25 protein-coding genes and 1 tRNA gene are annotated in these 23,979 nt (G+C 71.3%); 8 read left to right on the forward strand and 18 right to left on the reverse strand.

Annotation, left to right across the window (positions count from 1 at the left end; genetic code table 11):
- Positions 1 to 242 precede the first annotated feature (242 nt).
- From ctaD to E5083_RS09825, 4 genes are all read left to right on the forward strand, one after another.
- Positions 243 to 1,937: an aa3-type cytochrome oxidase subunit I gene (gene ctaD / locus E5083_RS09810; protein ID WP_135785194.1), complete on the forward strand. Its 1,695-nt coding sequence runs from the start codon at positions 243 to 245 to the stop codon at positions 1,935 to 1,937.
- A 14-nt stretch (positions 1,938 to 1,951) separates the two neighbouring features.
- Positions 1,952 to 2,305, forward strand: coding sequence for a cytochrome C oxidase subunit I (locus tag E5083_RS09815; RefSeq protein ID WP_135785195.1), 354 nt, complete (start codon positions 1,952 to 1,954; stop codon positions 2,303 to 2,305).
- Positions 2,306 to 2,344: 39 nt separating this feature from the next.
- The gene (locus E5083_RS09820; RefSeq protein ID WP_135785196.1) at positions 2,345 to 3,091 is read left to right on the forward strand and encodes an SDR family oxidoreductase; all 747 of its coding nucleotides are present in this window, start codon (positions 2,345 to 2,347) and stop codon (positions 3,089 to 3,091) included.
- Positions 3,092 to 3,380: 289 nt separating this feature from the next.
- Complete coding sequence (locus E5083_RS09825; RefSeq protein ID WP_244317446.1) at positions 3,381 to 3,791, forward strand: hypothetical protein; 411 nt, start codon at positions 3,381 to 3,383, stop codon at positions 3,789 to 3,791.
- 78 nt (positions 3,792 to 3,869) lie between these two features.
- Here E5083_RS09825 and E5083_RS09830 read toward each other — a convergent pair.
- Positions 3,870 to 3,943: transfer RNA gene (locus E5083_RS09830), tRNA-Pro, on the reverse strand.
- A gap of 124 nt (positions 3,944 to 4,067) precedes the next feature.
- Here E5083_RS09830 and E5083_RS09835 point away from each other — a divergent pair.
- Both E5083_RS09835 and E5083_RS09840 read left to right on the forward strand, forming a co-directional pair.
- On the forward strand, positions 4,068 to 4,766 hold the full coding sequence (locus E5083_RS09835; RefSeq protein WP_135785198.1) for a thiamine pyrophosphate-dependent enzyme: 699 nt from the start codon (positions 4,068 to 4,070) through the stop codon (positions 4,764 to 4,766).
- A 32-nt stretch (positions 4,767 to 4,798) separates the two neighbouring features.
- Positions 4,799 to 5,713: a transketolase family protein gene (locus E5083_RS09840; RefSeq protein WP_135785199.1), complete on the forward strand. Its 915-nt coding sequence runs from the start codon at positions 4,799 to 4,801 to the stop codon at positions 5,711 to 5,713.
- Here the strand turns inward: E5083_RS09840 and E5083_RS09845 are convergent.
- From E5083_RS09845 to E5083_RS09885, 9 genes are all read right to left on the reverse strand, one after another.
- Positions 5,710 to 6,069 carry an MmcQ/YjbR family DNA-binding protein gene (locus E5083_RS09845; protein WP_030816684.1) on the reverse strand — a complete coding sequence of 120 codons (360 nt, stop codon included), beginning with the start codon at positions 6,067 to 6,069 and terminating at the stop codon, positions 5,710 to 5,712. The genes E5083_RS09840 and E5083_RS09845 overlap by 4 nt on opposite strands.
- 40 nt (positions 6,070 to 6,109) lie before the next feature.
- Entirely contained in the window at positions 6,110 to 7,015 is a 906-nt protein-coding gene (locus E5083_RS09850; protein WP_135785200.1) for a LysR family transcriptional regulator, read from the reverse strand.
- Between the two features lie 30 nt (positions 7,016 to 7,045).
- The gene (locus E5083_RS09855) at positions 7,046 to 8,245 is read right to left on the reverse strand and encodes a glycine C-acetyltransferase (RefSeq protein WP_135785201.1); all 1,200 of its coding nucleotides are present in this window, start codon (positions 8,243 to 8,245) and stop codon (positions 7,046 to 7,048) included.
- A 29-nt stretch (positions 8,246 to 8,274) separates the two neighbouring features.
- Positions 8,275 to 9,303, reverse strand: a complete 1,029-nt coding sequence (gene tdh / locus E5083_RS09860; protein ID WP_135785202.1) for an L-threonine 3-dehydrogenase — start codon at positions 9,301 to 9,303, stop codon at positions 8,275 to 8,277.
- 193 nt (positions 9,304 to 9,496) lie between these two features.
- Complete coding sequence (locus E5083_RS09865; protein WP_135785203.1) at positions 9,497 to 10,060, reverse strand: GAF domain-containing protein; 564 nt, start codon at positions 10,058 to 10,060, stop codon at positions 9,497 to 9,499.
- Complete coding sequence (locus E5083_RS09870) at positions 10,057 to 10,686, reverse strand: GTP-binding protein (protein ID WP_030816689.1); 630 nt, start codon at positions 10,684 to 10,686, stop codon at positions 10,057 to 10,059. Before E5083_RS09870 ends, E5083_RS09865 begins: the two co-directional genes overlap by 4 nt.
- The gene (locus E5083_RS09875; protein WP_135785301.1) at positions 10,664 to 11,035 is read right to left on the reverse strand and encodes a DUF742 domain-containing protein; all 372 of its coding nucleotides are present in this window, start codon (positions 11,033 to 11,035) and stop codon (positions 10,664 to 10,666) included. Before E5083_RS09875 ends, E5083_RS09870 begins: the two co-directional genes overlap by 23 nt.
- A gap of 2 nt (positions 11,036 to 11,037) precedes the next feature.
- Complete coding sequence (locus E5083_RS09880; protein ID WP_031181523.1) at positions 11,038 to 11,472, reverse strand: roadblock/LC7 domain-containing protein; 435 nt, start codon at positions 11,470 to 11,472, stop codon at positions 11,038 to 11,040.
- A 71-nt stretch (positions 11,473 to 11,543) separates the two neighbouring features.
- The gene (locus E5083_RS09885) at positions 11,544 to 13,724 is read right to left on the reverse strand and encodes a sensor histidine kinase (protein ID WP_135785204.1); all 2,181 of its coding nucleotides are present in this window, start codon (positions 13,722 to 13,724) and stop codon (positions 11,544 to 11,546) included.
- Between the two features lie 332 nt (positions 13,725 to 14,056).
- On the opposite strand from E5083_RS09885, the gene E5083_RS09890 reads away from it, so the two are divergent.
- Positions 14,057 to 15,151 (forward strand): hypothetical protein, encoded by a 1,095-nt coding sequence (locus tag E5083_RS09890; protein WP_135785205.1) that lies wholly within the window; start codon positions 14,057 to 14,059, stop codon positions 15,149 to 15,151.
- 1 nt (position 15,152) lies between these two features.
- Here E5083_RS09890 and E5083_RS09895 read toward each other — a convergent pair whose 3' ends face one another.
- Positions 15,153 to 15,497: a barstar family protein gene (locus E5083_RS09895; RefSeq protein ID WP_135785206.1), complete on the reverse strand. Its 345-nt coding sequence runs from the start codon at positions 15,495 to 15,497 to the stop codon at positions 15,153 to 15,155.
- A 172-nt stretch (positions 15,498 to 15,669) separates the two neighbouring features.
- Between E5083_RS09895 and E5083_RS09900 the strand changes: the two genes are divergently transcribed.
- Positions 15,670 to 17,163, forward strand: a complete 1,494-nt coding sequence (locus E5083_RS09900; RefSeq protein WP_135785207.1) for a SulP family inorganic anion transporter — start codon at positions 15,670 to 15,672, stop codon at positions 17,161 to 17,163.
- Positions 17,164 to 17,188: 25 nt separating this feature from the next.
- Here the strand turns inward: E5083_RS09900 and ssuE are convergent, their stop codons facing one another.
- The 7 genes from ssuE to E5083_RS09935 form a co-directional block, all read right to left on the reverse strand.
- Entirely contained in the window at positions 17,189 to 17,743 is a 555-nt protein-coding gene (ssuE, locus tag E5083_RS09905) for an NADPH-dependent FMN reductase (protein WP_135785208.1), read from the reverse strand.
- Positions 17,744 to 17,804: 61 nt separating this feature from the next.
- A complete protein-coding gene (locus E5083_RS09910) occupies positions 17,805 to 18,872 on the reverse strand; it encodes an LLM class flavin-dependent oxidoreductase (protein WP_135785209.1) in 1,068 nt (355 codons plus the stop codon).
- Positions 18,869 to 20,194, reverse strand: a complete 1,326-nt coding sequence (locus E5083_RS09915) for an NtaA/DmoA family FMN-dependent monooxygenase (RefSeq protein ID WP_135785210.1) — start codon at positions 20,192 to 20,194, stop codon at positions 18,869 to 18,871. Before E5083_RS09915 ends, E5083_RS09910 begins: the two co-directional genes overlap by 4 nt.
- Complete coding sequence (locus E5083_RS09920) at positions 20,191 to 21,177, reverse strand: LLM class flavin-dependent oxidoreductase (protein WP_135785211.1); 987 nt, start codon at positions 21,175 to 21,177, stop codon at positions 20,191 to 20,193. Before E5083_RS09920 ends, E5083_RS09915 begins: the two co-directional genes overlap by 4 nt.
- Positions 21,178 to 21,191: 14 nt before the next feature.
- A complete protein-coding gene (locus E5083_RS09925; protein ID WP_135785212.1) occupies positions 21,192 to 22,172 on the reverse strand; it encodes an ABC transporter substrate-binding protein in 981 nt (326 codons plus the stop codon).
- A gap of 36 nt (positions 22,173 to 22,208) precedes the next feature.
- A complete protein-coding gene (locus E5083_RS09930; protein WP_135785213.1) occupies positions 22,209 to 22,973 on the reverse strand; it encodes an amino acid ABC transporter ATP-binding protein in 765 nt (254 codons plus the stop codon).
- Complete coding sequence (locus E5083_RS09935) at positions 22,970 to 23,974, reverse strand: amino acid ABC transporter permease (protein WP_135785214.1); 1,005 nt, start codon at positions 23,972 to 23,974, stop codon at positions 22,970 to 22,972. Before E5083_RS09935 ends, E5083_RS09930 begins: the two co-directional genes overlap by 4 nt.
- Between the last annotated feature and the right edge of the window lie 5 nt (positions 23,975 to 23,979).

The following is a 23,979-nucleotide window of genomic DNA, read 5'->3' on the forward strand; positions in this document are numbered from 1 at the left end:
CGGTAGTCAACGAAGAACCGGGGCCGACAGTCCCCCCTCCACGGCCGGACGGGATCGACCCGCGGCTGTGTCCGCCATGGCGGCAGCACCGGGCGGGCCCACTACTCCATGCGGGTGTCAAAACCCCCCGATCGGCGGCGTGTCGGCCGCTCAGGAAGCCGGGGTCCGGCCCGAGCCGCAAGGATGGCCGTCACTGACGCCACGGCGCGGGTGGAACTCGAGCACCAGGAGAAGCGGGACCTGTGACAATCATCAATCAGCCCGAGCCGGCGGCTGAGGACTCGAGCGAGAACGAGCTTCTCATCCACCGCAGGCAGCCCGGCAATGTCGTCGTCAAGTGGCTGACGACCACCGACCACAAGACGATCGGCTCGCTGTATCTGACGACGTCCTTCGCGTTCTTCCTGCTCGGCGGCGTGATGGCGCTGGTCATGCGGGCGGAGCTGGCGCGTCCGGGCATGCAGATCGTGTCCAACGAGCAGTTCAACCAGGCGTTCACGATGCACGGCACCGTGATGCTGCTGATGTTCGCCACCCCGCTGTTCGCGGGCTTCACGAACTGGATCATGCCGCTGCAGATCGGCGCGCCCGATGTGGCGTTCCCCCGGCTGAACATGCTGGCCTACTGGCTGTACCTGTTCGGCTCGCTCATCGCGGTCAGCGGGTTCATCACTCCGCAGGGCGCGGCCGACTTCGGCTGGTTCGCCTACTCGCCGCTGACGGACGCGATCCGCTCCCCCGGTGTCGGCGGTGACCTGTGGATCATGGGCCTGGCCTTCTCGGGCTTCGGCACGATCCTGGGCTCGGTCAACTTCATCACCACGATCATCTGCATGCGCGCGCCGGGTATGACGATGTTCCGGATGCCGATCTTCGTGTGGAACGTGCTGCTCACCAGCGTCCTGGTCCTCTTCGCCTTCCCCGTGCTCGCGGCGGCGCTGCTGGCGCTGGAGGCGGACCGCAAGTTCGGCGCCCACATCTTCGAAGCGGCCAACGGCGGGCCCCTGTTGTGGCAGCACCTGTTCTGGTTCTTCGGGCATCCAGAGGTGTACATCATCGCGCTGCCGTTCTTCGGCATCGTCACCGAGATCATCCCGGTGTTCTCCCGCAAGCCGATCTTCGGTTACATGGGCCTGATCGCGGCCACGATCGCGATCGCCGGTCTCTCGGTGACGGTGTGGGCGCACCACATGTACGTCACCGGCGGTGTGTTGCTGCCGTTCTTCTCCTTCATGACGTTCCTGATCGCGGTCCCCACAGGCGTCAAATTCTTCAACTGGATCGGCACGATGTGGAAGGGCTCGGTCTCCTTCGAGACACCGATGCTCTGGACGACCGGCTTCCTCGTGACGTTCCTCTTCGGCGGCCTGACCGGCGTCATCCTGGCCTCGCCCCCGATGGACTTCCACGTCTCGGACTCCTACTTCGTGGTCGCCCACTTCCACTACGTGGTCTTCGGTACGGTCGTCTTCGCGATGTTCGCCGGCTTCCACTTCTGGTGGCCCAAGTTCACCGGCAAGATGCTGGACGAGCGGCTCGGCAAGATCACCTTCTGGACGCTGTTCATCGGCTTCCACGGCACCTTCCTGGTCCAGCACTGGCTCGGCGCCGAGGGGATGCCGCGCCGCTACGCCGACTACCTGGCGGCCGACGGCTTCACGGCCCTGAACACCGTCTCCTCGATCGCGTCGTTCCTGCTCGGCCTGTCGATGCTCCCGTTCTTCTACAACGTCTGGAAGACGGCGAAGTACGGCAAGCCGGTCGAGGTGGACGACCCGTGGGGCTACGGCCGTTCGCTGGAGTGGGCGACCTCTTGCCCGCCCCCGCGCCACAACTTCGTCACCCTGCCCCGCATCCGCAGCGAATCCCCGGCGTTCGACCTGCATCACCCGGACATCGCGCGGGCGGAGCGCGAGGCGTACGCCATCGGGCACTGAGTCCGGAGGCCACCATGACCGGACTGCCGGGGCAGGAAGCCGAGGGCACCGGCCTCGGCAACGAGGTCGAGGGATATCTGCTGTGGCAGGCCACCATCGCGGTGGCCGAGCAGCGGGCGCGGGAGTTCACCGAGCGCATGGACTGGCTGACCACGGCGCAGCGCGAGGAGATCGAGCAGCTCTACGTCTCCGACAGCCTGCGCCGTGCCAAGCAGGACCTGGAGCGCATCGCGGCCCGCTGCCGGTCGCTGCGGGGCGAGTACGAGGAGCGCTATCGCGTGTTGCGGCTGCGCTGTGTGGGATACACGCTGGGCGCGGCGGCCGGTCTCACCTCGGCGGCGGCCGCCGCGCTGGCGCTGAGCCGCTGAGCGCTTGCCGCCGGCCGCTGACTGGAGAGGACCCTTCGTATGAAGATCGCCGTCGTCGGAGCGGGCGGATTCGTCGGATCACGCCTGGTCAAGAAGCTGCGGTCGGAGGGCCACGAGGTCAGCGCCCACGACCGTTCCACCGGAGTCGACCTGCTGACGGGCGAGGGCGTACCGGAGGCACTCGCCGGGGCGGAGGTCGTCGTCAACACCATCGACGCCCCCAGCTTCGACGCGGACGCCGTCCCGTTCTTCCGCACCACGACGGAGACGCTACTGCGCGCGGCGGACGGGGCCGGGACCGGAAACGTGGTGCTCCTCTCCATCGTCGGCATCGACCAGGTGCCGGACGTGGAGTACTACCAGGCGAAACTGGAGCAGGAACGCCTGCTGAAGGCGGGCCCCGTCCCGTACACGATCGTGCGGGCCACCCAGTTCATGGACTTCGTAGAGCCGATCATGTCCTGGACGACATCCGGCGACACCGTCCGCCTCCCCACCACGCGCCTCCAGCCGGTCGCCGTCGAAGACGTGGTCGACACCCTCGCCGAGGCCGCCACCACCCCTCCCCGCAACGGCACCATCAACATCGCGGGCCCCGACATCTTCCCCCTGGCCGAACTGGCCCGCCTCACCCTCGGCGCCCACCCCGACGGCCGCGAGGTGCTCATCGACGAGAACGCGGGCCTCTTCGGCCAGGTCCCGCCGGACGCCATCGTCGCGCCCCCGGGCGCCCGCCTGGGCACGACGTCCTATGAGCAGTGGCTGCAGGGTCAGCACAAAGCCTGACCCCATTTCACTGAAGAGGAGCTGGCGCGGCGGAGTCACCGCCGCGCCCCTCGCACGGACTGACCGGCGGACACCGAAGCACGCCCCCTCTCACGTGACCACTGCTGTCAGCCTCACCCGTTACAGTTCTTGCTCGTACGCGCGTCGCATTTGATCGCGGGGGCGACGCTCACGGGGAGAGGCGCGGAGGGGGTACACGATCCCGGGCTGGCTGATCGAACTGAACGTCGAGCTGATCCCCCACGTCGGCACCGCCTCGTTCCGGCTCGGAATGCCGTTCGACCAGGCGATGACCGAGGCACCCGCCTGGGGACGCGTCGACCACGCGCCCGCCGGAGGACGGCCACCGGGCAAATGGGTCGTGCTCAACGAGCCCTACGACTTCGAGTTCGTCCTCCTCTTCGAGTCCGAGCGGCACGAAGAGCTGACCGGCATCGAGGTGTGGCGCTTCCGCAAGGAGAGCGCGGACATCCGGTTCCTCCTCGACGGCGTGGACGTCTTCCGTACCCCGTCGGAGGACCTCGTCCAGCTCCTGGAGTCACGGGGGCACGAGGTCGTTGAGAGCGACTACGGCTTCGACGAGGTCCCCGCCCTCGGCCTGCGCTTCGCCAACAACAGCAGCTTCGAGTACCCCACCGACGACGAAGGCGACCCGCTCTACTACGACTACGTCCTGCTCTCCGACCCGAAGCAGACGTGAGCGGTCGACACAGGGCAGAACAAGATCAGGGCCGGTTCGGATTGCTCCGAACCGGCCCTGATCTGCGACTGTCTCCAGTCGGGACGACAGGATTTGAACCTGCGACCCCTTGACCCCCAGTCAAGTGCGCTACCAAGCTGCGCCACGTCCCGATGCTGTTTGACCTGGGGTTTCCCTGGTCGAAACGCGCAGGGAAACTCTACCGCACTCGGGTCGGTGCTTGCGCACCGGTCGGTTGTTGACCTCAAGTCGGCTTGAGGTTGCAGGATCGTCGGCATGACGATCACAGCGGACCACGGCTACGACGATCTGCCCCGGCTGATGAGCCTGATGACCGGCGACGAGAAGCACGACTTCGCCGCGACCTCCACGCTCGATGTGCTGTGGGTGCTCTACGACCGGGTGCTCGACGTCACGCCCGAGCGGGCGGAGGCGAGGGACCGGGACCGGTTCCTGCTGAGCAAGGGGCACGGGCCGATGGCGTACTACGCCGTGCTCGCGGCGAAGGGGTTCGTGCCCGAGGAGTGGCTGCCCGGCTTCGGGGCGTACGACTCGCCGCTCGGGCATCACCCGGACCGGGTGCTCGTGCCGGGGGCCGAGATCGGCAGCGGGTCGCTCGGGCACGGGCTGCCGCTCGCCGTCGGCAGCGCGCTCGGGCTGCGGGCGCAGGGGCTCACGGAGCCGGCCGTGTGGGTGCTGATCGGGGACGCCGAGCTGGACGAGGGCAGCAACCACGAGGCCATCGCCTACGCCGGGGCGGCCGGCCTGGACCGGCTGCACACCGTGGTCGTGGACAACGCCTCCGCCAGCCACGCCCTGCCCGGCGGCATCGCCGCCCGGTTCGAGGCCGCGAACTGGTCCACCGCGACCGTCGACGGACGCGACCACGCCGCCCTGTACGAAGCCTTCACCGCCCCGCACCCCGGCCGCCCGCACGCCGTCGTGGCCCGGGTGGAACCGAAGAACGCCCGCTGACCGGATCAGAAAGGCCCACCCTCGTGGACATCATGGAAACCATGCGTGACCGGTTCGGCGTCGTCGCCTCCCAACTGCTGGACGAGGACCCGCGGGTCGCGGTCGTCCTCGCCGAGATCGGCCGGGACGCGTTCACGGACGCCGCCCGCCGCCACCCCGACCGGCTGATCAACGTCGGCATCCGCGAGCAGCTCCTGGTCGGCGCCGCCGCCGGGCTGTCGCTCACCGGGATGCGGCCCCTCGTGCACACCTTCGCCGCGTTCCTCGTGGAGCGCCCCTTCGAGCAGGTCAAGCTGGACCTCGGTCACCAGGACACCGGCGCGGTGCTGGTCAGCGCGGGCGCCTCCTTCGACTGGCCGGCCGGCGGCCAGACCCACATGTCGCCCGGCGACGTGGCCCTCCTCGACACCCTGGACGACTGGACCGTGCACGTCCCCGGCCACCCCGACGAGGCCGAGACCCTGCTGCGGCACGCCGTCGCGGCGGGCGACGACAAGGTGTACGTACGCCTCTCCCTCCAGCGCAACCGGCTCCCGCTCCCCGTCGACGGCGCCCGCTTCCTCACCGTGCGCGAGGGCCGCGCCGGAGTCGTCGTCGCGGTCGGCCCGATGCTGGACGCCGTACTCGCCGCCACCGAGGGCCTGGACGTGACGGTGCTCTACGCGACGACCGTCCGCCCCTTCGACGCCACCGCCCTGCGCCAGGCCACCGAGGCGGCCGGCACCGACGTGGTCCTCGTCGAGCCCTACCTCGCCGGAACCTCGACCCGCGCCGCCGCGGAGGCCCTCTCCGACGTGCCGCACCGCGTGCTCGGGCTCGGTGTCGGCCGCCGCGAGCTGCGCCGGTACGGCACGCTGGACGAACACCTCGCCGCGCACGGCCTGGACGCCCGTGGCCTGCGGGAACGGATCGGCGCGTTCACCGGGGCGGGCGCGGTCAGCGCCTAGCGTTCCTGCGGCACCCCCAGCCCCGGATGCTCCTCCAGCAGCCGTATGGGGGCCGCCTGACGCCAGGAGTCGGCGAGGATGTCCCGGAGTTCGTCCTCGCCGTCCAGCGCCGCGAGCCGTGCCCGCACCCAGGCGAAGTTCGCCTCGTGGTCCGCGATCCAGAACTTCTCCGGCTCGGCCAGCACCAGTTCGTCCCGCTCCTCCTTCGGGCAGCGCACCGCGAGGGAGGTCTCCTCCTCCGGGAGCGTGGCGAACATCTTCCCGGCCACCCGGAAGGTGGGCATGCTCCAGGCCGTCTTCTCGGTCGTGTCCGGCAGGGACAGGGCGATACGGCGTACGTCTTCTGCGTCCGGCATGCAACGCACCGTAACCCCCGGCACTGACAACGGCCCCGGCTCAGCCCCCGGCCGCGGCCCGTCCGAGCGCCTCCAGCACCGGCCGGATCAGCGGATGCGCCTCCGCGCCCCGGCGCACGGCCGCGAACACGCGCCGGGTCGGCGCCACCCCGTCCACGGGCCGTACGACCACACCCGTCAGGTCCATGCCGCGCAGCGCGGAGCGGGGTACGAGGGCCACGCCCGCGTCGGCCGAGGCCAGCGCGACCACCGCGCGGAAGTCGTCGGAGGAGTGCTCCAGACGCGGCTGGAACCCGGCGCTCTCGCAGGCCAGCACCACCACATCGTGACAGGGGTTGCCGGGGTACGGCCCGATCCACGGGTCCTTGGACAGCTCCGCGAGCGGCACCTCGGCGTCGTCGGCGAGCCGGTGCCCGAGCGGGACCACGGCGTCGAACGGCTCGGCGTACAGCGGGAGATGGGTCAGCCGGGGGTCGTCCGCGGGCGGCGCGCCCCGGTACTCGACGGCCACCGCCACGTCGACCTGCCGGTCCAGCAGCATCCGGAGGCTGGCGTCGCCCTCGGCGTCCTGGACCCGGATTCCTATGCCGGGCGCCGACCGGCCGAGCCGGGCCAGCGCGGGCGCGACGACCTGCGCGATCCCGGTGGCGAAGGCGGCGACGGTGACCGTCCCGGCCTCGCCCTTGCCGTACGCCGCCAGCTCCGCCTCGGCTCGCTCCAACTGGGCGAGCACGGCGTTGGTGTGGCTGAGCAGGATCTCGCCGGCCGGGGTGAGCCGTACGCCCTTCGCGCCGCGCTCGACCAGGCGGTGGCCGGTCTCCTGCTCCAGCGAGGTGAGCTGCTGGGAGACGGCGGAGGGGGTGAGGTAGAGCGCGGCGGCCGCCGCCGTGACCGTGCGGTGGTCGGCCACCGCACGGAGGATGTGGAGCCGCCGCGCCTCGATCATGCCGCCATTATCGCAAGGCGGCCGCCCAGCTCAGCCCTGCAGCTCGGCGCGGGCCGCGATGAAGGCGTCCACGGCGCGGTTCACGTCCTCGGTGGAGTGCGCGGCGGAGAGCTGGACGCGGATGCGCGCCTTGCCCTGCGGAACCACCGGGTACGAGAAGGCGATCACGTACACCCCGTGCTCCAGCAGTAGCTCCGCCATGCGGGCCGCCTCGGCCGCGTCGCCGATCATCACCGGGGCGATGGCGTGGTCGCCGGGGAGGATGTCGAAGCCGGCCTCGGTCATGCGGGAGCGGAACAGCGCGGTGTTCTCGGCGAGCCGCACCCGCAGGTCGTCGGCGGACTCCAGCAGGTCGATGACCTTCAGGGAGGCGGCGGCGATCACCGGGGCGAGGGTGTTGGAGAACAGGTACGGGCGCGAGCGCTGGCGCAGCAGGGCGACGATCTCGGCGCGGGCGGCGACATAGCCGCCGGAGGCGCCGCCGAGGGCCTTGCCGAGGGTGCCGGTGATGATGTCGACGCGGTCCATGACGCCGTGCAGCTCGGGCGTGCCGCGGCCGCCCGCGCCGACGAAGCCGACGGCGTGCGAGTCGTCGACCATGACCATCGCGTCGTAGCGGTCGGCCAGGTCGCAGATCTCGGCGAGCGGGGCGACGTAGCCGTCCATGGAGAAGACGCCGTCGGTGACGATCAGCTTGCGCCGGGCGCCGCCCGCGGTCGCCTCCTTGAGCTGGGTCTCCAGGTCGGCGAGGTCGCGGTTGGCGTAGCGGAAGCGGCGGGCCTTGGACAGGCGGATGCCGTCGATGATGGAGGCGTGGTTGAGGGCGTCGGAGATCACCGCGTCCTCGGCGCCGAGCAGGGTCTCGAAGACACCGCCGTTGGCGTCGAAGCAGGAGGAGTAGAGGATCGTGTCCTCCTGGCCGAGGAACGCCGAGAGGCGGGCCTCCAGCTCCTTGTGGACCTCCTGGGTGCCGCAGATGAAGCGCACGGAGGCCATGCCGTAGCCCCAGCGGTCCAGCGCCTCGTGGGCGGCGGCGATCACCTCGGGGTGGTCGGCCAGGCCCAGGTAGTTGTTGGCGCAGAAGTTGAGGACCTCACCGGGGCGCCCGCCCCGGGTGACCTCGACGGTCGCGGACTGCGGGGTGCCGATGACCCGCTCGGGCTTGTGCAGACCGGCGGCGCGGATCTCGTCGAGGGTGGCGCGGAGGTCGTCGCGGACGGTGTCGAACATGGGGGCTCCTTCGAAGGTGCTGACGGGGGTTACGCGGTCCAGTCGAGGATGACCTTGCCGCCCTTGCCGCTGGCCGCGTCCTCGAAGGCCGCTTCGTAGTCGCGGTAGTCGTACCGGCCGGTGATCACGGGGGCGAGGTCGAGGCCGCCCTCCAGGAGGACCGACATGGCGTACCAGGTCTCGAACATCTCCCGGCCGTAGATGCCCTTGATGGTGATCATCGAGGTGACGATCCGGGACCAGTCGACCGGGAACTCCTGCGACGGCAGGCCCAGCATGGCGATGCGGCCGCCGTGCGTCATGTTGGCGATCATGTCGCGCATGGCCTCGGGGCGGCCGGACATCTCCAGGCCGATGTCGAAGCCCTCACGCAGGCCCAGCTCCCGCTGACCGTCCGCGATGGTGGAGCGCGAGACGTTCAGTGCCAGGCTCACTCCTATCTTGCGGGCCAGTTCGAGGCGCTCCTCGCTGACGTCGGTGACGACGACATTGCGGGCGCCCGCGTGCCGGGCGACGGCCGCGGCCATCAGGCCGATCGGGCCCGCACCGGTGATCAGCACGTCCTCGCCGACCAGCGGGAAGGACAGCGCGGTGTGCACGGCGTTGCCGAACGGGTCGAACACGGCGGCGATATCGAGGTCCACGGGGACCCGGTGCACCCACACGTTGGCCGCGGGCAGCGCCACGTACTCGGCGAACGCGCCGTCGCGGCCCACGCCCAGGCCGATGGTGGAGCGGCACAGGTGGCGGCGGCCGGCGAGGCAGTTGCGGCACTTGCCGCACACCAGGTGGCCCTCGCCGCTGACCCGGTCGCCCACCCGGATGTCGGTGACGTCGCGGCCGATGGACACGACCTGCCCGACGAACTCGTGGCCGACGATCAGCGGGGTGCGGATGGCCTGCTGGGCCCAGCCGTCCCAGGCGCGGATGTGCAGGTCGGTGCCGCAGATACCGGTCCGCATGACCTTGATGAGCACGTCACCGGGACCCACTACGGGCTCGGGCACGTCCATGAGCCGGAGACCGGGCTCCGCCTTCTCCTTGACCAGCGCCTTCAACGCTACGGCTCCTGTGGGTGAGGCCCGGCCGTACGGGCTCGCCGAGGCGTCCGCACCGGGTCCGAGGGGTGGAATCACCCCGCAATCTGCCGTATGCGCCGACCGGAATCCATCGAGCTTTTCTTAACCGGCGCCGCAGCTTTCCTTCACACCTTCAGGGCTCCGTCTCAACTCCGGTCCTATTTACGTTCGTTCAGATGGGCAGCCCGTCATCGGCGGCCCTTTCGATGCGTACGGCGAGTTCCGCTGCCATCCCCTTGATGGCCTCAAGCCCGGACCTGCCCCAGGTGCGCGGCTCGGTGTCGGCGGCGCACACGGTGCCGAGCACCATGCCGGAGCTGTCGATGAGTGGGGCGCCCATATAGGAGCGGATGCCGAGGTCGTCGACGATCGGGTTGCCCGCGAAACGGGGGTAGTCGCGGACGTCCTCCAGCACCAGGGCCTTGTGGCGGACGACCACATGTGGGCAGAACCCATGTTCGCGGGGCAGGACCCGGCCGGTGCCGTCCTCGCGGGTGAGGGGGCCGGCGGGCGGGGCGCTCAGGCCCGCGAAGAACTGCTGCTGCTCGCCGATGAAGTTGACCATGGCGTACGGCGCGCCGGTGACCTGGGCGAGGTGGTCGGCGAAGGCGTCCAGCGCGGGTTCGGCGCGCTCCCCCAGGCCGAGCCGGCGCAGCCGGGAGGTGCGGGCCGGGGCCTCCTTGTCCTCCGGGGTGAGCAGCAGACCCCGGACGCGGCGGACCGGCTCGTACATCATGACCGCGCTCCCTGGACGGGGGCTCCCTGCACGGGCACGGGCGCCGGGACATGGGCGAGGAGGTGGCGGACGAGGGTGAGCAGGGTCTGCACGCCCGAGCTGGAGATACGGGCGTCGCAGGGGACGACCGGGACGGCGGGGCTCAGGTCGAGGGCGGCGCGCACCTCGTCGGGGTCGTAGCGGAAGGCGCCGTCGAACTCGTTGACGGCCACGATGAAGGCGACGCCGCGTTCCTCGAAGAAGTCGACGGCGGCGAAGCACTCCTCCAGGCGGCGGGTGTCGGCCAGGATGACCGCGCCGAGGGCGCCCTCGGACAGCTCGTCCCACATGAACCAGAACCGTTCCTGGCCGGGCGTGCCGAACAGGTAGAGGACGTGCCGGGGGTCGAGGGTGATGCGGCCGAAGTCCATGGCGACGGTCGTCTCGACCTTGTTCTCGATGCCGTCCAGGTTGTCGGTGGCCGCGCCGACCGTGGTGAGGAGTTCCTCCGTACTGAGCGGCGCGATCTCGCTGACCGCACCCACGAAGGTCGTCTTGCCCACCCCGAACCCGCCCGCCACCAGGATCTTGAGCGCGGTGGGGAACGGGTCGGAGCTGTACGGGTCAGAGCTGTCGTCGTAGTCCATCGAGCACTGCCTCCAGCAGAGACCGGTCAGTGGGGTTGTGGCGGAACGCGGGGGGCTTGGTGGTCAGCGCCCCGCAGTCGACGAGGTCCGAGAGCAGCACTTTGGTGACCACGGCGGGCAGCCTCAGATGGGCGGCCACCTCGGCCACCGAGACGGGCGCGCGGGACAGATCGAGCGCCTGCGCGTGCTCCGGGCCGAGATAGCCGAGCGGGGAGACGCCGGTGGCCATCACCTGGGAGATCAGGTCCAGCGCGACGCTGGGTTCGGTACGGCCGTTGCTGACCGTGAACGGCCGCACCAGCCGCCCGGCCGCGTCGTCGAGCCAGGGCCCGTCGCCCACGGCGGCCACGCTCACGGCCTCATCGCCGTCGGGTCGGCGGCGGGCTGCCGGGGCGCGGTGACGAGGTACGGGCGGACGCTCTTGACCAGCATCGCCATCTCGTAGCCGAGCACGGCGGCGTCGGCCTCGCGTCCGGCGAGCACGGCGAGACAGGTGCCGGAGCCGGCGGTGGTGACGAACAGCAGCGTGGAGTCGAGTTCCACCACGACCTGCCGCACCTCCCCGCCGTCCCCGAACCGGACGCCCGCGCTGCGGCCCAGCGAGTACAGGCCGGAGGCGAGCGCGGCCATGTGGTCGGCACTGTCCGGGTCCAGCCCGTGCACGGCCTTCACCAGCCCGTCGCAGGACAGCAGCACCGCGCTGCCGGTGTGCGGCACGCGCTGCACGAGGCCGCTCAGCAGCCAGTCGAGGTCGGATGCGTGGGCGGTCGGCGCATCGCTCGCCATGGTGGATCGACTCCTTGGGGTACGGGGGGCTGCGGGAGCGGTGGGGGGTGTGGGGGCGGTGGGGGTCTGCGTCATGCGGGGGGCGCGCTCCTGTCGAGGGGGCCGGGGGGCGTGGGGTCCGGCTCCATGCGGTTCGGCGCCATGTGGTGGGGCTCCGTGGGGGGCGGCACCGTGTGGTCCGACGCCATGTGGTCCGGCGCCATGCGGTCCGCCGCTACCTGGTTTGGCTCAGTGGGGGGCAACACGGTGTGGTCCGACGCCATGTGGTTCGGCTCCAGAGAGGGCGACAAGGTGTGGTCGGACTCCATGGGGGTGGGGGCCATGTGGTCCGGCTCCATGTGGTCCGGCTCCATGTGGGGCGGCTCCATGTGCCCAACTCCCACGTGCGCGGGCCCCATGTGCCCAACCTCCATGTGCGGCAACTCCATGGGCTCGGCCTCCATGTGCGCGGAAGCCATGTCCTCGGCGCCCATGTGCGGGGCCTCCGTGTGCGTGCCCTCCCCGTACGCCGTCTCCGCGGGCGACCCCTCGCCACCGGGCGCCGGCTGCCCGAACCCCTCCCCCGCGGCCTCCAGGCTCTGCTGGGACTCCGCGAGGCCGATCCCGCGCTGGAAGGCGGCCATCAGGCCGGGATCGTGGCCCACGACAACATCGTTGTCCTGGCGCGGTACCGGCCCGCCCCGGAGTTGCGGAGCGATGTGCTCCTGGGCGCGGCGGCGGGGCAGCGAGGGCCTCTCCGTAGCCAAGGGCGCCGTAGCGACTCGCGGGGTCGGCAGCACGCCCGCGTTGGCCTCCACCACGGTCCGGTCCCCGGCGCTGATGCCGGGCACCGCCTCGGCGGGGTTGGCCCGCTGCTCCTGCGCCCCGCGCATCGGCAGGGGAGGCGGCGCGGCAGTCCCCGTATCGGCACCGCTCTCCCGCCGAGCCGCCTGCCGATGCCGCCCGGTGGCCGGAGCACTCGGAGCACTCGGGGTACTCGGAGCAGCAGCCTCCACCGCCCCAGCCACCTCGGCCCCCGGACCGGCAACCTCCTGACCGACCCCCGCCGACACCCCCAACAACCCCTGCGGCACAACCAGTACCGCCTGCACGCCCCCATAGATGTTGGTCTGGAGACGTACCGAAATCCCATGCCGACGGGCCAGTTGAGAAACCACGTACAGACCGATGCGGCCGTCCGCCAGCAGGCTGGCGACGTTGACCTGGTCGGGGTCGGCGAGGAGGGCGTTCATCCGGTGCTGTTCCTCGACCGGCATGCCGAGCCCCCGGTCCTCGACCTCGATGGCGAGTCCGGAGGTCACCAGGTTGGCGCGGAGCAGGACTTGGGTCTGCGGGGCGGAGAACACCGTGGCGTTCTCGACCAGTTCGGCGAGGAGATGGATGACGTCGGCGACGGCGTGCCCGCGCAGCTCGCCCTCGACCGGCGGAACGAGCTTGACCCGTGAGTACTGTTCGACCTCCGCGATGGCGGAGCGCAGTACCTCGGTCATGTCGACGGGGTTGCTCCACTGCCGCCGGGAGACGGCGCCGCCGAGCACGGCGAGGTTCTCCGCGTGGCGGCGGATGCGGGTGGCGAGGTGGTCGACGTGGAAGAGCCCCTTGAGCAGGTCGGGGTCCTCGATCTCGTTCTCCAGCTCGTCCAGGATGGAGATCTCCCGGTGCACCAGTGACTGGAGGCGCCGGGCGAGGTTGACGAAGACCTCGAGTTTCTGTTCGTTGGCGGCCTGGCTGGAGAGCTGGGCCGCGCGGACGACGGCGGTGACGGCGCCGTCGTGGGCGCGGGCCAGGTCGGCGGCGAGGAGTTCGAAGTCGTCGGCGTCCTCGGGCGGCCGGCGGCGCGGTTTGCCGCGGGGCGGCGGCTCGCCCCGGCGCAGCGCGTCGACCAGGGCACGGAGGTCGGCCTCTCCGCGGGCGGCGTTGCGGCGCAGGGCGCCGACGCGGTCGCCGACGGAGCGGGCGGCGCGGTCGGCGGCCACGGCGGCGATGCCGATGGCGGCCCCGGCGACCACGACGGTGAGGGCGAGCACCGCCCAGAGGACCAGGCCGGTGTGGGCGCCACCGGCGCGGACGGTGAAGACGACGGCCGCGGTGGCGGCGAGGGCGACCGCGACGGGCGGGAGTACGGCGAGCCGCATGAGCTGGGGCCGAATGAGCGTCTCGGGCAGTGCGGGAGCGGGTCGGGCGACCGGTCTCCCGTGTCGGCCGCCCTCTCGGCGGTCGGCACGGGCGGCCGGTGCGCGGAGGTGAGACATCTGCGTCCTCGTACTGGTCCGGCGGGCCTGACGTCGGAAAGAAAGAAGGGGAAAGAAAAGGGGCCCTGATGTGTCCGACGGGAATTCACGTTAGTTGCCTGAGCGGTAGGTGCGGCGGGCAGTTGACAAAGTCTCCCGGCCTGCGTCCCGCTCTGGTATGAGGCGTCGTACGTCCGATCGATAAAGCCGGTGAATTTCCGCGTCAGACGGAAAAGAAAACGGTCCGCCCCGATCAGAAGAAATCATTTCCCGTGATCCGTACGTGATCAACATCCCGTACGCTCCCGCCTGATCGGTGTGCACGAGCGCGCCACAACTACGGGGGATGAAGCATGACTTGGGGACGTGCGGCGATACCGGCGCTGGTCGGCGGGCTGCTGCTGACGGCGTTGCTGTGGTGGGCGGGGGCGAGCACGGACGCGCTGCACCTTCAGGGGAGCACCGATCTGCTGGGCGGTGAGGCGGTGTCCGACCTGCAGCAGTGGCTCGGCCCGTGGGCGTACGACCCGCCGCAGTTCGCGCCGGACGGTGACGCCACGCACTACCTCGACCTGTTCCACACCGGGAGGCAGATCCGGTTCGGGGCGCTCTTCGTGTTCTTCACCGTCGGAGCGGTGTTCCTGATGCGGTGGCTGCCGCCGGTCGCGGGGCGGGTGACCGCAGCGCTGCTCACCTCGTGGGCCTGGGCGCTGGTGTCCGCCATGCTCGCGGTGACGGTGTCGGCGCCGTGGCAGATCGCCGCGTACGGGCACGGCAGCTATCGCTTCCTGCCCGATCTGGCGGGTGTGATGGCCGGGGGACGCCAGCTCGTGGTGGTGGTCGGACTGGTCGCGGCGGCCGTGACGGTGCTGGTGGGACGGGCCACCGCAAAGGGCGCGGGCCCGCTGCCCCGGCGGGAGGTCCCGGCGCGGGCCGCGCGGCCGGCGGCCACGGCCGGTACGGCGGTGATCGCGCTGTCGCTGCTGGTGCTGTCGTATCAGCGGGTCGCCGCCGCGATCCAGACGGCGCCCTACGGCGGCGGGTTCTTCTCCGAGCCGGGTGATCTGCTGCGCGAGCTGCTGCTGCTCGGCGCATGGTCGGGCCCGGCGGGCACACCGATGGGCGACTGGCTGCTCGCCCGGCTGTCCGACGTGCTGGTGCTCGCGGTGGTGTGGTGGACGCTCCGGCTGCTGCCCGGACTGCTCACCCGGGTCACGGTCCCGGCGATGGCGCTCGGCGCGGTGTGTGCCACGGTCCTCGGGCTGATGGCCGGGCAACTGCTGCGGGTGGTGACGGTCGGGGGCGGCATGAAGTGGGGCCTGCGGTACATCGTCGGCAACCTGGGCGCCGGTGTCTCGGCCGCGCTGCTGTGGGGGCTGGTCGCGGGGGCGCTGGCCGCGGTGACGCTGCGGCTCACGGCCGGTCCCGCCCCGGTCGAGGACCGATGACTCAGACCAGCGTCAGGACCACCGCGAGCGTCGAGTCGTACTTCTGCTGGCGGCCCGCGACCGATTCGAGGACCTGCTGGGCGCTCTCCCACTGCTCGGGCTGGGCCTTGGCGTAGTCGCGCCAGCCGACGACGACGAGGAGGCGGCCCGGTACCTCGGGACCCCAGCCGATGTCGCCGCAGGCGTCCTGGAACGCCTGCCAGTTGCGTCCGGCGAACTCGGGCAGGTCGAGGGCCTTGGTGGCGCGGTCCATGAATCCGGCCTGGTCCGTGACGCTGGCGAGGTCGAGCGGGATGACCTTCCAGCCGGCCTGGTGGACGACCTCGGCGAGGGTGGCTGCGGGCATGTCGGCACCGCCTTCGGGGTCCCGGGAACTGCGTCGGTCCCCCCATGATGCCCCGGCCGGAGCGGCTCCGCAGGTCCGCCGGGCGGGGCTCCGACGGCCGCCACGGTAGGCTGTCCCCTTTGTGCCCCGGAGCCGTACCGGGCGCGCCCGAGCCCGACAGGTACCCCGCGTCTTGACCCTCTCCGTGCCCTCGCCCCGTTTCCGCCGTCCGCCCTGGCTGTCCGATCCGAGGGTGCTGCGCACCGAGGTGCTGGGCGGGCTGGTGGTCGCCCTGGCCCTGATCCCGGAGGCGATCTCGTTCTCGGTGATCGCCGGGGTGGACCCGGCCATCGGGCTGTTCGCGTCGTTCACCATGGCGGTGACCATCGCGTTCGTGGGCGGCCGCCCGGCGATGATCTCCGCCGCGACCGGCGCGGTGGCCCTGGTGATCGCCCCGATGAACCGGGAGCACGGCTTCGGGTACCTGATCGCCACGGTGATCCTGGCGGGCGTCTGCCAGATCGTGCTGGGCGCGCTGGGGGTGGCGCGGCTGCTGCGGTTCGTGCCGCGCAGTGTGATGGTCGGCTTCGTGAACGCGCTGGCGGTACTGATCTTCCTGACGCAGCTCAAGGAGCTGACCGGGGTGCCGTGGCCGGTGTATCCGCTGTTCGCGGCCGGGGTGGCGCTGCTGGCGCTGTTCCCCAGGGTCACGCGGGCCGTTCCGGCGCCGCTGGTGTCGATCGTCGCGCTCACCGCGGTGACGGTGGCGGCGGGCATCGCGGTGCCGACCGTCGGCGACCGGGGCGCGCTGCCCTCGGCGCTGCCGGTGCCGGGGCTGCCGGACGTGCCGTTCACGCTGGACACGCTGACCACGATCGCGCCGTACGCGCTGGCCATGGCGCTGGTCGGCCTGATGGAGTCGCTGATGACGGCGCGGCTGGTGGACGACATCACCGACACCCGCTCCTCCAAGACGCGCGAGTCGGTCGGGCAGGGCGTCGCCAACATCGTGACCGGATTCTTCGGCGGCATGGGCGGCTGCGCGATGATCGGCCAGACCATGATCAACGTACGGGTGTCGGGTGCCCGTACCCGGCTGTCGACGTTCCTCGCCGGGGTGTTCCTGATGGTGCTGTGCATCGTCTTCGGGCCGGCGGTGTCGAAGATCCCGATGGCCGCGCTGGTCGCCGTGATGGTGATGGTGTCGGTGGCGACCTTCGACTGGCACTCGGTCGCGCCGCGCACGCTGCGGCGGATGCCGGCCGGGGAGATCGCGGTCATGGTGCTCACGGTCGTGGTCGTGGTGGCCACCCAGAACCTGGCGATCGGTGTGGTGGTCGGCTCGCTGGTCGCGCTGACGGTGTTCGCCCGCCGGGTCGCCCGGTCCGCCGAGGTCACCTCGGTCCTGGACCCGGACGGCTCGACGGTGGTGTACCGGGTGACCGGCAACCTGTTCTTCGCCTCGGCCGACGATCTGGCGCACCGTTTCGCCTACGCCACCGATCCCCGCCGGGTGGTGATCGACCTGTCCGCCGCCCATGTGTGGGACGCCTCGTCCGTCGCCGCGCTGGACGCCGTGGAGGCGCGGTACGCCGAGCACGGCACGACGGTCGAGATCACCGGCCTCGATGAGCGCAGCGCCCGCCTGCACAGCACGCTGACCGGCGAGCTGGTGGGCAAGGGCTGAGCGGACGCCGACCCGCGCGGCCCCGTCACCCCGTCGCGGCCAGCAGGGTCCGGCCGCCAAGGGCGACGGAGAACTGGTCGGTGATCTGGGCCAGTGCCTCGGCGGTGCCGGGGGCGACGGTCAGGGTGCCGTCCTCGCGCACCACTATGTCCTTGTCGAGGGTGAACCAGCCCTGGACTATGTGGGCGGCGCCCATGGAGCTGAGCACCGGCCGCAGGGCGTAGTCGATGGCGAGGACATGGGCCGTGGTGCCGCCGGTGGCGAGCGGCAGCACCGTCTTCCCGGTGAGCGCGTACTGCGGGAGCAGGTCGAGGAAGGACTTCAGCAGGCCGGAGTACGCGGCCTTGTAGACGGGGGTGCCGATCACGACGCCGTCGGCCCGGTCGACCAGTTCGGCGGCGGCCGCTATGGCCGGGTGCCTGACATCGGCGCCGAGCAGTGCGTCGGCGGGCAGCCCGCGCACGTCCAGCGGGACCACCTGGTGCCCCTGGCGGCTCAGCCGCTCGTCCAGGTGGCGCAGCAGGCGGCCGGTGCGGGAGGTGGCGGAGGGGCTGCCGGAGATGGACAGGACGGTTGCCATGGGGGGGACCTTTCAAGCGGGGTTCGGTGGGCGGTCGGGGGGTGTCTCGTACGACAGCCCCCTACGCCTGCTGCCACAGGGTGGTGGGCGCTTCCGTCCGCACCACGGGTGCGATCTCCTCGGCGAACCAGCGGAGCTGGTCGGTCTGCTGGGCCAGGGAGAGGCCGGAGCCGTCGACGGTGACGGACTGCAGATCGTGCCGGTAGGCCGCGTGGAAGCCGAGGATCTTGTCGATGACCTGCTGCGGGCTGCCGATGAGGTGGGGCCCGTCCGCGATGGCCTCCTCCACGGTCCGGAACGGCGTGTTGTAGCCCGGCTTGCCGGCCAGGTGCGGCTTGTACGACTGGCGGACGCGGGCCTCGTAGAAGTCCTTGAACTCGGCGACGGCCTGCTGGCTGGTGCGGGCGATGAACAGCCCGCCGGAGCCCGCGCCGACGTAGGCGCCGGCCGGGTCGTGGCCGTGGGCGGCGAAGCGTTCCCGGTAGTGGTCGATGAGCCGGGTGTACGCCTCGCGGGGCTGGATGGCGTTGGCGCTGAACAGCGGGTCGCCGTGACGGGCGGCCAGTTCGGGTGAGTTGAGGCTGGTGGCGGAGCCGTGCCAGACGCGGGGCGGGCGGCCCTCGTAGGGGCGCGGGAGGGTGGTGACGCCGGTCAGGGGCGGGCGGAACTTGCCCTGCCAGGTGACGTCCTCCTCGCGCCAGAGCCTGCGCAGCAGCTCGTACTTCTCGGCCTGGTAGTCCCACTGGAGGCCCTCGTCCAGGCCGAAGAGGTCGAAGTGGCCGGCCTCGGCGCCCTTGCCGATGACGAGTTCGAGACGGCCGCGGGAGAGCTGGTGGAGGGTGGCGTAGTCCTCGGCGACCCGTACGGGGTCGAGGATGGCGAGGACGGTGACGCCGGTGAGCAGCCGGATGCGGGAGGTGCGGGCGGCGAGCGCGCCGAGCAGCACGGTGGGGCTGGAGGAGAGGAAGGGCCCGGCGTGCCGCTCGCCGATCGCGTACGCGTCGAAGCCCAGCTCCTCGGCGATGGCCCCGGTCTCCACGATCTCGGTCAACCGCTCGTCGGCGGGCACCTGTTCGCCGGTCAGGGGGTGCGGGGCGTGGCCGCCGATGGTGAGGACCTGGAACCTCATGCGGACTCCTCCTGACGCGGTGCGGGGCGGCCGAGGCCGAGGTGGTCACGCAGGGTGCGGCCCTGGTACTCGGTGCGCAGCACACCGCGTTCCTGGAGCAGCGGCACGACCCGGTCCACGAACTCGTCGAGGCCGCCGGGGGTGAGGTGGGGTACGAGGATGAAGCCGTCGGCCGCGTCGGTCTGTACGTGTTCGTCCATGGCGGCGGCGACCGAGCCGGGGGTGCCGATGAAGGACTGGCGGGCGGTGAGTTCGATGGCCAGCTCGCGGATGGAGAGGTGCTTCTCCTCGGCGAGGGCCCGCCAGCGGGCCGCGATGCCGAAGCGGTCGGCCATGTGGGCCCAGCCCTGGGCGAGTTCGCCGTCCGGTACCGGTTCGACGTCGGGGAGCGGTCCGTCGGGGTCGTAGCCGGTGAGGTCGCGGCCCCAGACGTTCTCCAGCGTGGCGATGGCGGTCTGCGGGCTGACCTGCTGCCGCCGGATGTGCGCGGCGCGTTCCTGCGCGTCGGCCTCGCTGTCGCCGAGGACGACGGTCGCGGCGGGCAGGATCTTGAGCTGGTCCGGGGTGCGCCCGTACCGGGCCAGGCGGCCCTTGACGTCGGCGTGGAAGGCGCGGCCCGCCTCCAGGGTGCCGTGCCGGCTGAAGACGATGTCGGCGGTGCGCGCGGCGAACTCGCGGCCCTCGTCGGAGTCCCCGGCCTGGATGAGGACGGGGTGCACCTGGGGCGAGTGGGGCAGTGTGGCCCGGGCGGTGATGTCGAACTGGGGCCCGCTGTGCCGCACGGTGTGCGGGGTGCCGCCGCTGGGCCAGGAGTCCCACAGGGCGCGGGCCACCTCCACGAACTCGGCGGCGCGGGTGTAGCGGTCGGCGCGGTCGAGGTAGCCGCCGCGCCGGAAGTTCTCGCCGGTGAACGCGTCGGAGGAGGTCACGATGTTCCACGCGGCCCGGCCCCCGGAGAGGTGGTCCAAGGTGGCGAACCTGCGCGCGAGTTCGTACGGCTCGTTGAAGGTGGCGTTGACGGTGGCGGCCAGTCCGAGGTGCTCGGTGACGGCGGCGAGCGCGTTCAGCACCGTCAGCGACTCGGGGCGGCCGACCACGTCCAAGTCGTGGATACGGCCCTTGCGTTCGCGCAGCCGCAGCCCCTCGGCGAGGAAGAAGAAGTCGAACCGGCCGCGTTCGGCGGTGCGGGCCAGGTGCTGGAAGGAGGAGAAGTCGATCTGGCTGCGGGAGCCGGGGTCGCGCCACACGGTGGTGCTGTTGACGCCGGGGAAGTGCGCGGCGAGGTGGACCTGCTTGCGTCGGGCGGGAGTTGAAGCGCTCACAGCGCGGCCTCCGTCCGTACGGCGTAGCGGCTGTCGGGCCGGGCCAGGCCGAGGTGGTCACGCAGGGTGCGGCCGGTGTGGGTGGCGCGGAAGAGGCCGCGGGCGCGCAGGGCGGGTACGACGTCGTGGATCACGGCGGGCAGTTCCTCCGTGGGGTCGGTGAGGGCGAGGTGGAAGCCGTCCGTACCGGCCTCGGCGTGCCAGTGGGCGAGCAACTCCGGTAGCTTGTCCGGGGTTTCGGCGATCCGTATCAGCACGCGCAGGTCGTCCCGGCCGGCCCGGCTCAGCAGTTCGGTGCGGGCCTCGCGGGCGGTGGCCGGGCTGTCCGCGTCCAGCAGGACGATCTCGGCGTACTGAGCGGCCAACTCCCACCGTGCGTCGCGGCCTTGGGCGTCGAGCGCGACCGCGATCGGCGGCCGCCCCTGCGGTGGCCGGGGCACGATGGACGGTCCCCGGACCGAGAAGTGCGGCCCGTCGAAGTCGATGTAGTGCAGCTTGTCGCGGTCGATGAAGCGGCCGGTGCCGGCGTCCCGTATCTCGGCGTCGTCCTCCCAACTGTCCCAGAGCCGGGCGGCGACCTCGGCGGCGTCGGCGGCCTCCGCCCACAGCTCGGCTTCGGGGGCGGGGGCGCGGCGGCCGACGGCGCGGGCCGCTTCCCCGGTGGTGGAGACGTCGACCAGCCAGCCGGCCCGGCCCTCGCTGACGAAATCCAGGGTGGCGAGGGCACTGGAGGTGTGGAAGGGCTCGGTGTGGGTGGTGGTGACCGTGGGGATCAGGCCGATGTGGCTGGTGCGGGCGGCGGCGTGGGCCAGTACGGCGACGGCGTCGAGGCGGCCGTCGCCGTCGGCGGGGTCCAGGGAGTCGTCGAGGGTGACGAAGTCGAGGGCACCGAGTTCGGCGAGCTGGACCAGGCCGGTCCAGTGGGCGGCGGAGCGGGGCCCGGCGCTGCCGAGGCCGACGGAGAGATGGAGTTCGCGGGTCATGCTGTCCCCCTCCCCTACTTCCCGGCCTTGGGCAGGCCGGGCGGATTGATCTCGGACTTGGTCACGGCCTCGTCGGACAGCCCCCAGCGCTTGAGCACCTTCGCGTAAGTGCCGTTCTCGATCACGTGGTTGAGGGCGTCGGCGAGCGGCTTGGCGAGACCGCTGTCCTTCTTGGTGGTGGCCGCGATGAGGCCCTGGAGGGTGGCGCCGGCGCCGGAGTAGGTGCCGACGACCTCGGTCTCGCCGGTGGTCGCCGCGTGGTAGGCGGCGGTCGGGTTGGGGCCGACGTAGACGTCGATGCGGCCGGAGCGGAGGGCGAGGTAGGTGTCGCTCTCGTCCTGGTAGTACTTGATGTGGATCGGCTTACGGCCCGCCTTCTCGTTCTCCTTGCTCCACTCGACCAGGAGTTTCTCCTGGTTGGTGCCGCTGGAGACGGCGACGTTCTGCCCGGCGAGGTCGGCGGGGCCGGTGACCTTCAGGCCGCTGCCCTTCTTCGTCGAGAACCCGAGGTTGTCCTCGCGGTAGGTGGCGAAGTCGTACTTCTCCTTGCGCTCCTCGGTGACCGTGATGTTGCTGAAGCCCACGTCGTACTTGGCGCTGTCCAGGCCGACGAAGATGTTCTCCCAGGAGACGGTGTTGAGGTGCGGCTTGAGGCCGAGCACCCCGGCGACCAAGTAGGCGAGGTCGGGTTCGACGCCGATGACGGTCTTGTTGTCGGTGGCGTGGAAGCCCAGTGGCGCGGCCGAGCCCGAGGAGTCGACGATCTCCAGGGTGCCTCTCTTGCGGATCTTCTCCGGGACCTCGGCGGCGATGGAGGCGACCTGGGGCGTGGTGATCCGGTGCTGGTCGGGGCTGAGGTTGATCTTCGTGGTGGTGCCCTTGCCGGCCGCGACCTCGGCCGTGCCGCCGTCGGTGGGGTTGGCGCAGGCGGCCAGGACAAGGGCGGAGGCGAGGCCGAGTGCGGGGACGGCGATACGGCGGGCGGTGGTGGACACGCGGAAATCTCCTATGCGAAAGACGAGTTGGGGTGGTCAGAGGACCTTGGCGAGGAAAGCGCGGGTGCGTTCGCGCTGCGGGTCGTCCAACACGGCGGACGGCGGCCCCTGTTCGACCACCGTGCCGTCGTCCATGAAGACCACGGTGTCGGCGACCTCGCGGGCGAAGCCGATCTCGTGGGTGACGACGATCATGGTGGTGCCGGTGCGGGCCAGGTCCTTGATGACGTCCAGCACCTCACCGACCAGCTCCGGGTCGAGCGCGGAGGTGGGCTCGTCGAAGAGCAGCACCTTGGGCTCCAGGGCGAGCGCGCGGGCGATGGCGACGCGCTGCTGCTGGCCGCCGGAGAGCTGGCGCGGGTAGACGTCGGCCTTGTCGGCGAGGCCGACCCGGTCCAGCAGGCGGCGCGCGGTGGCCTCGGCCTCCTTCTTGGGGCGGCCGAGCGCGGAGACGGGGGCTTCGAGGAGGTTGTCCAGCACGGTGAGGTGCGGGAACAGGTTGAAGTTCTGGAACACGAACCCGATGTGGGTGCGCTGCTTGAGGACGTCCCGTTCCTTCAGTTCGTGCAGCTTGTTCCCGGCGCGGCGGTAGCCGATGAGTTCGCCGTCGATGCTGATCCAGCCGCTGTCGACCTTCTCCAGATGGTTGATGGTCCGCAGCAGGGTGGACTTGCCGGAACCGGAGGGGCCGAGGATCACGGTGACCTCGCCCGCCCGTACGGTCAGGTCGACCCCGCGCAGGACTTCCAGCGGGCCGAAGCTCTTGCGGACGCTGCGGACGTCCACCATGACGTCGTTCATCGGCTCTCTCCCCCGAGGTGAAGTGCGGTGACGGGTGCCTCGCGCCGGGCGGCGGCCGCGCGCAGGTCGCGCAGGAAGCGGCGGGCCCGCTGGAGCGGGGTGGGCGGCGGGGTGCGGTCGGCGCCGCGGGCGTAGCGGCGCTCCACGTAGTACTGGGCGATGGACAGCAGCGAGGTCAGCAGGACGTACCAGGCGGTGGCGACGAGCAGCAGCGGGATCACGCGGCCGTTGCGGCCGTAGACGACCTGGACCTGGTAGAACAGCTCGCCGATGGCCATCACGTAGACCACCGAGGTGCCCTTGAGCAGGCCGATGATCTCGTTGCCGGCGGTGGGCAGGATGGCGCGCATGGCCTGGGGCAGCACGATCCGGCGGATCTGCCGCAGCCGGGGGATGCCGAGCGCGGCGGCGGCCTCGCGCTGTCCGGAGTCGACGGAGAGGACTCCGCCCCGGACGATCTCGGCGGCGTAGGCGGCCTGGTGGAGGGTGAGGCCGATGACGGCGGCGCCGATGGTGCCGATCAGGCTGTCGCTGTCGACGGACCAGAAGACGGGCCCGAACGGGATGCCGACGCCGAGGCGTTCGTAGAGGGCGCTCAGATTGAACCAGAACACGAGCTGCACGATCATCGGGATGGACCGGAACACCCAGATATAGGTCCAGGCGACGGTCTGCAGCACCGGGCTGTGCGAGAGCCGCATGAAGGCGAGCACCGTGCCGAGGAGGAAGCCCAACACGGTCGCGTAGGCGGTGAGTTGGAGGGTGACCCAGACGGCCTGGACGATCGTCTCGGACAGCACGTAGTCGCCGAAGACCCGCCATTCCCAGACCGGGTTGGTGGCGAGCCCGTGCGTGAACTGGGCGACCAGTACGAGCACGGCGGCGGCCCCGGCCCAGCGGGCGGGGTGCCGGGCGGGAACGACCTTGAAGGCGGCCGGGTCCGCGGTGGCGGGCGGCACGCGGGGCGCGGCCGGGGCGGTGTCGGGGGCGGCGGTGGTCATGGTGG

Origin of the sequence: Streptomyces bauhiniae (assembly GCF_004784475.1) — a bacterium.
Taxonomy (GTDB): Bacteria; Actinomycetota; Actinomycetes; order Streptomycetales; family Streptomycetaceae; genus Streptomyces; species Streptomyces seoulensis.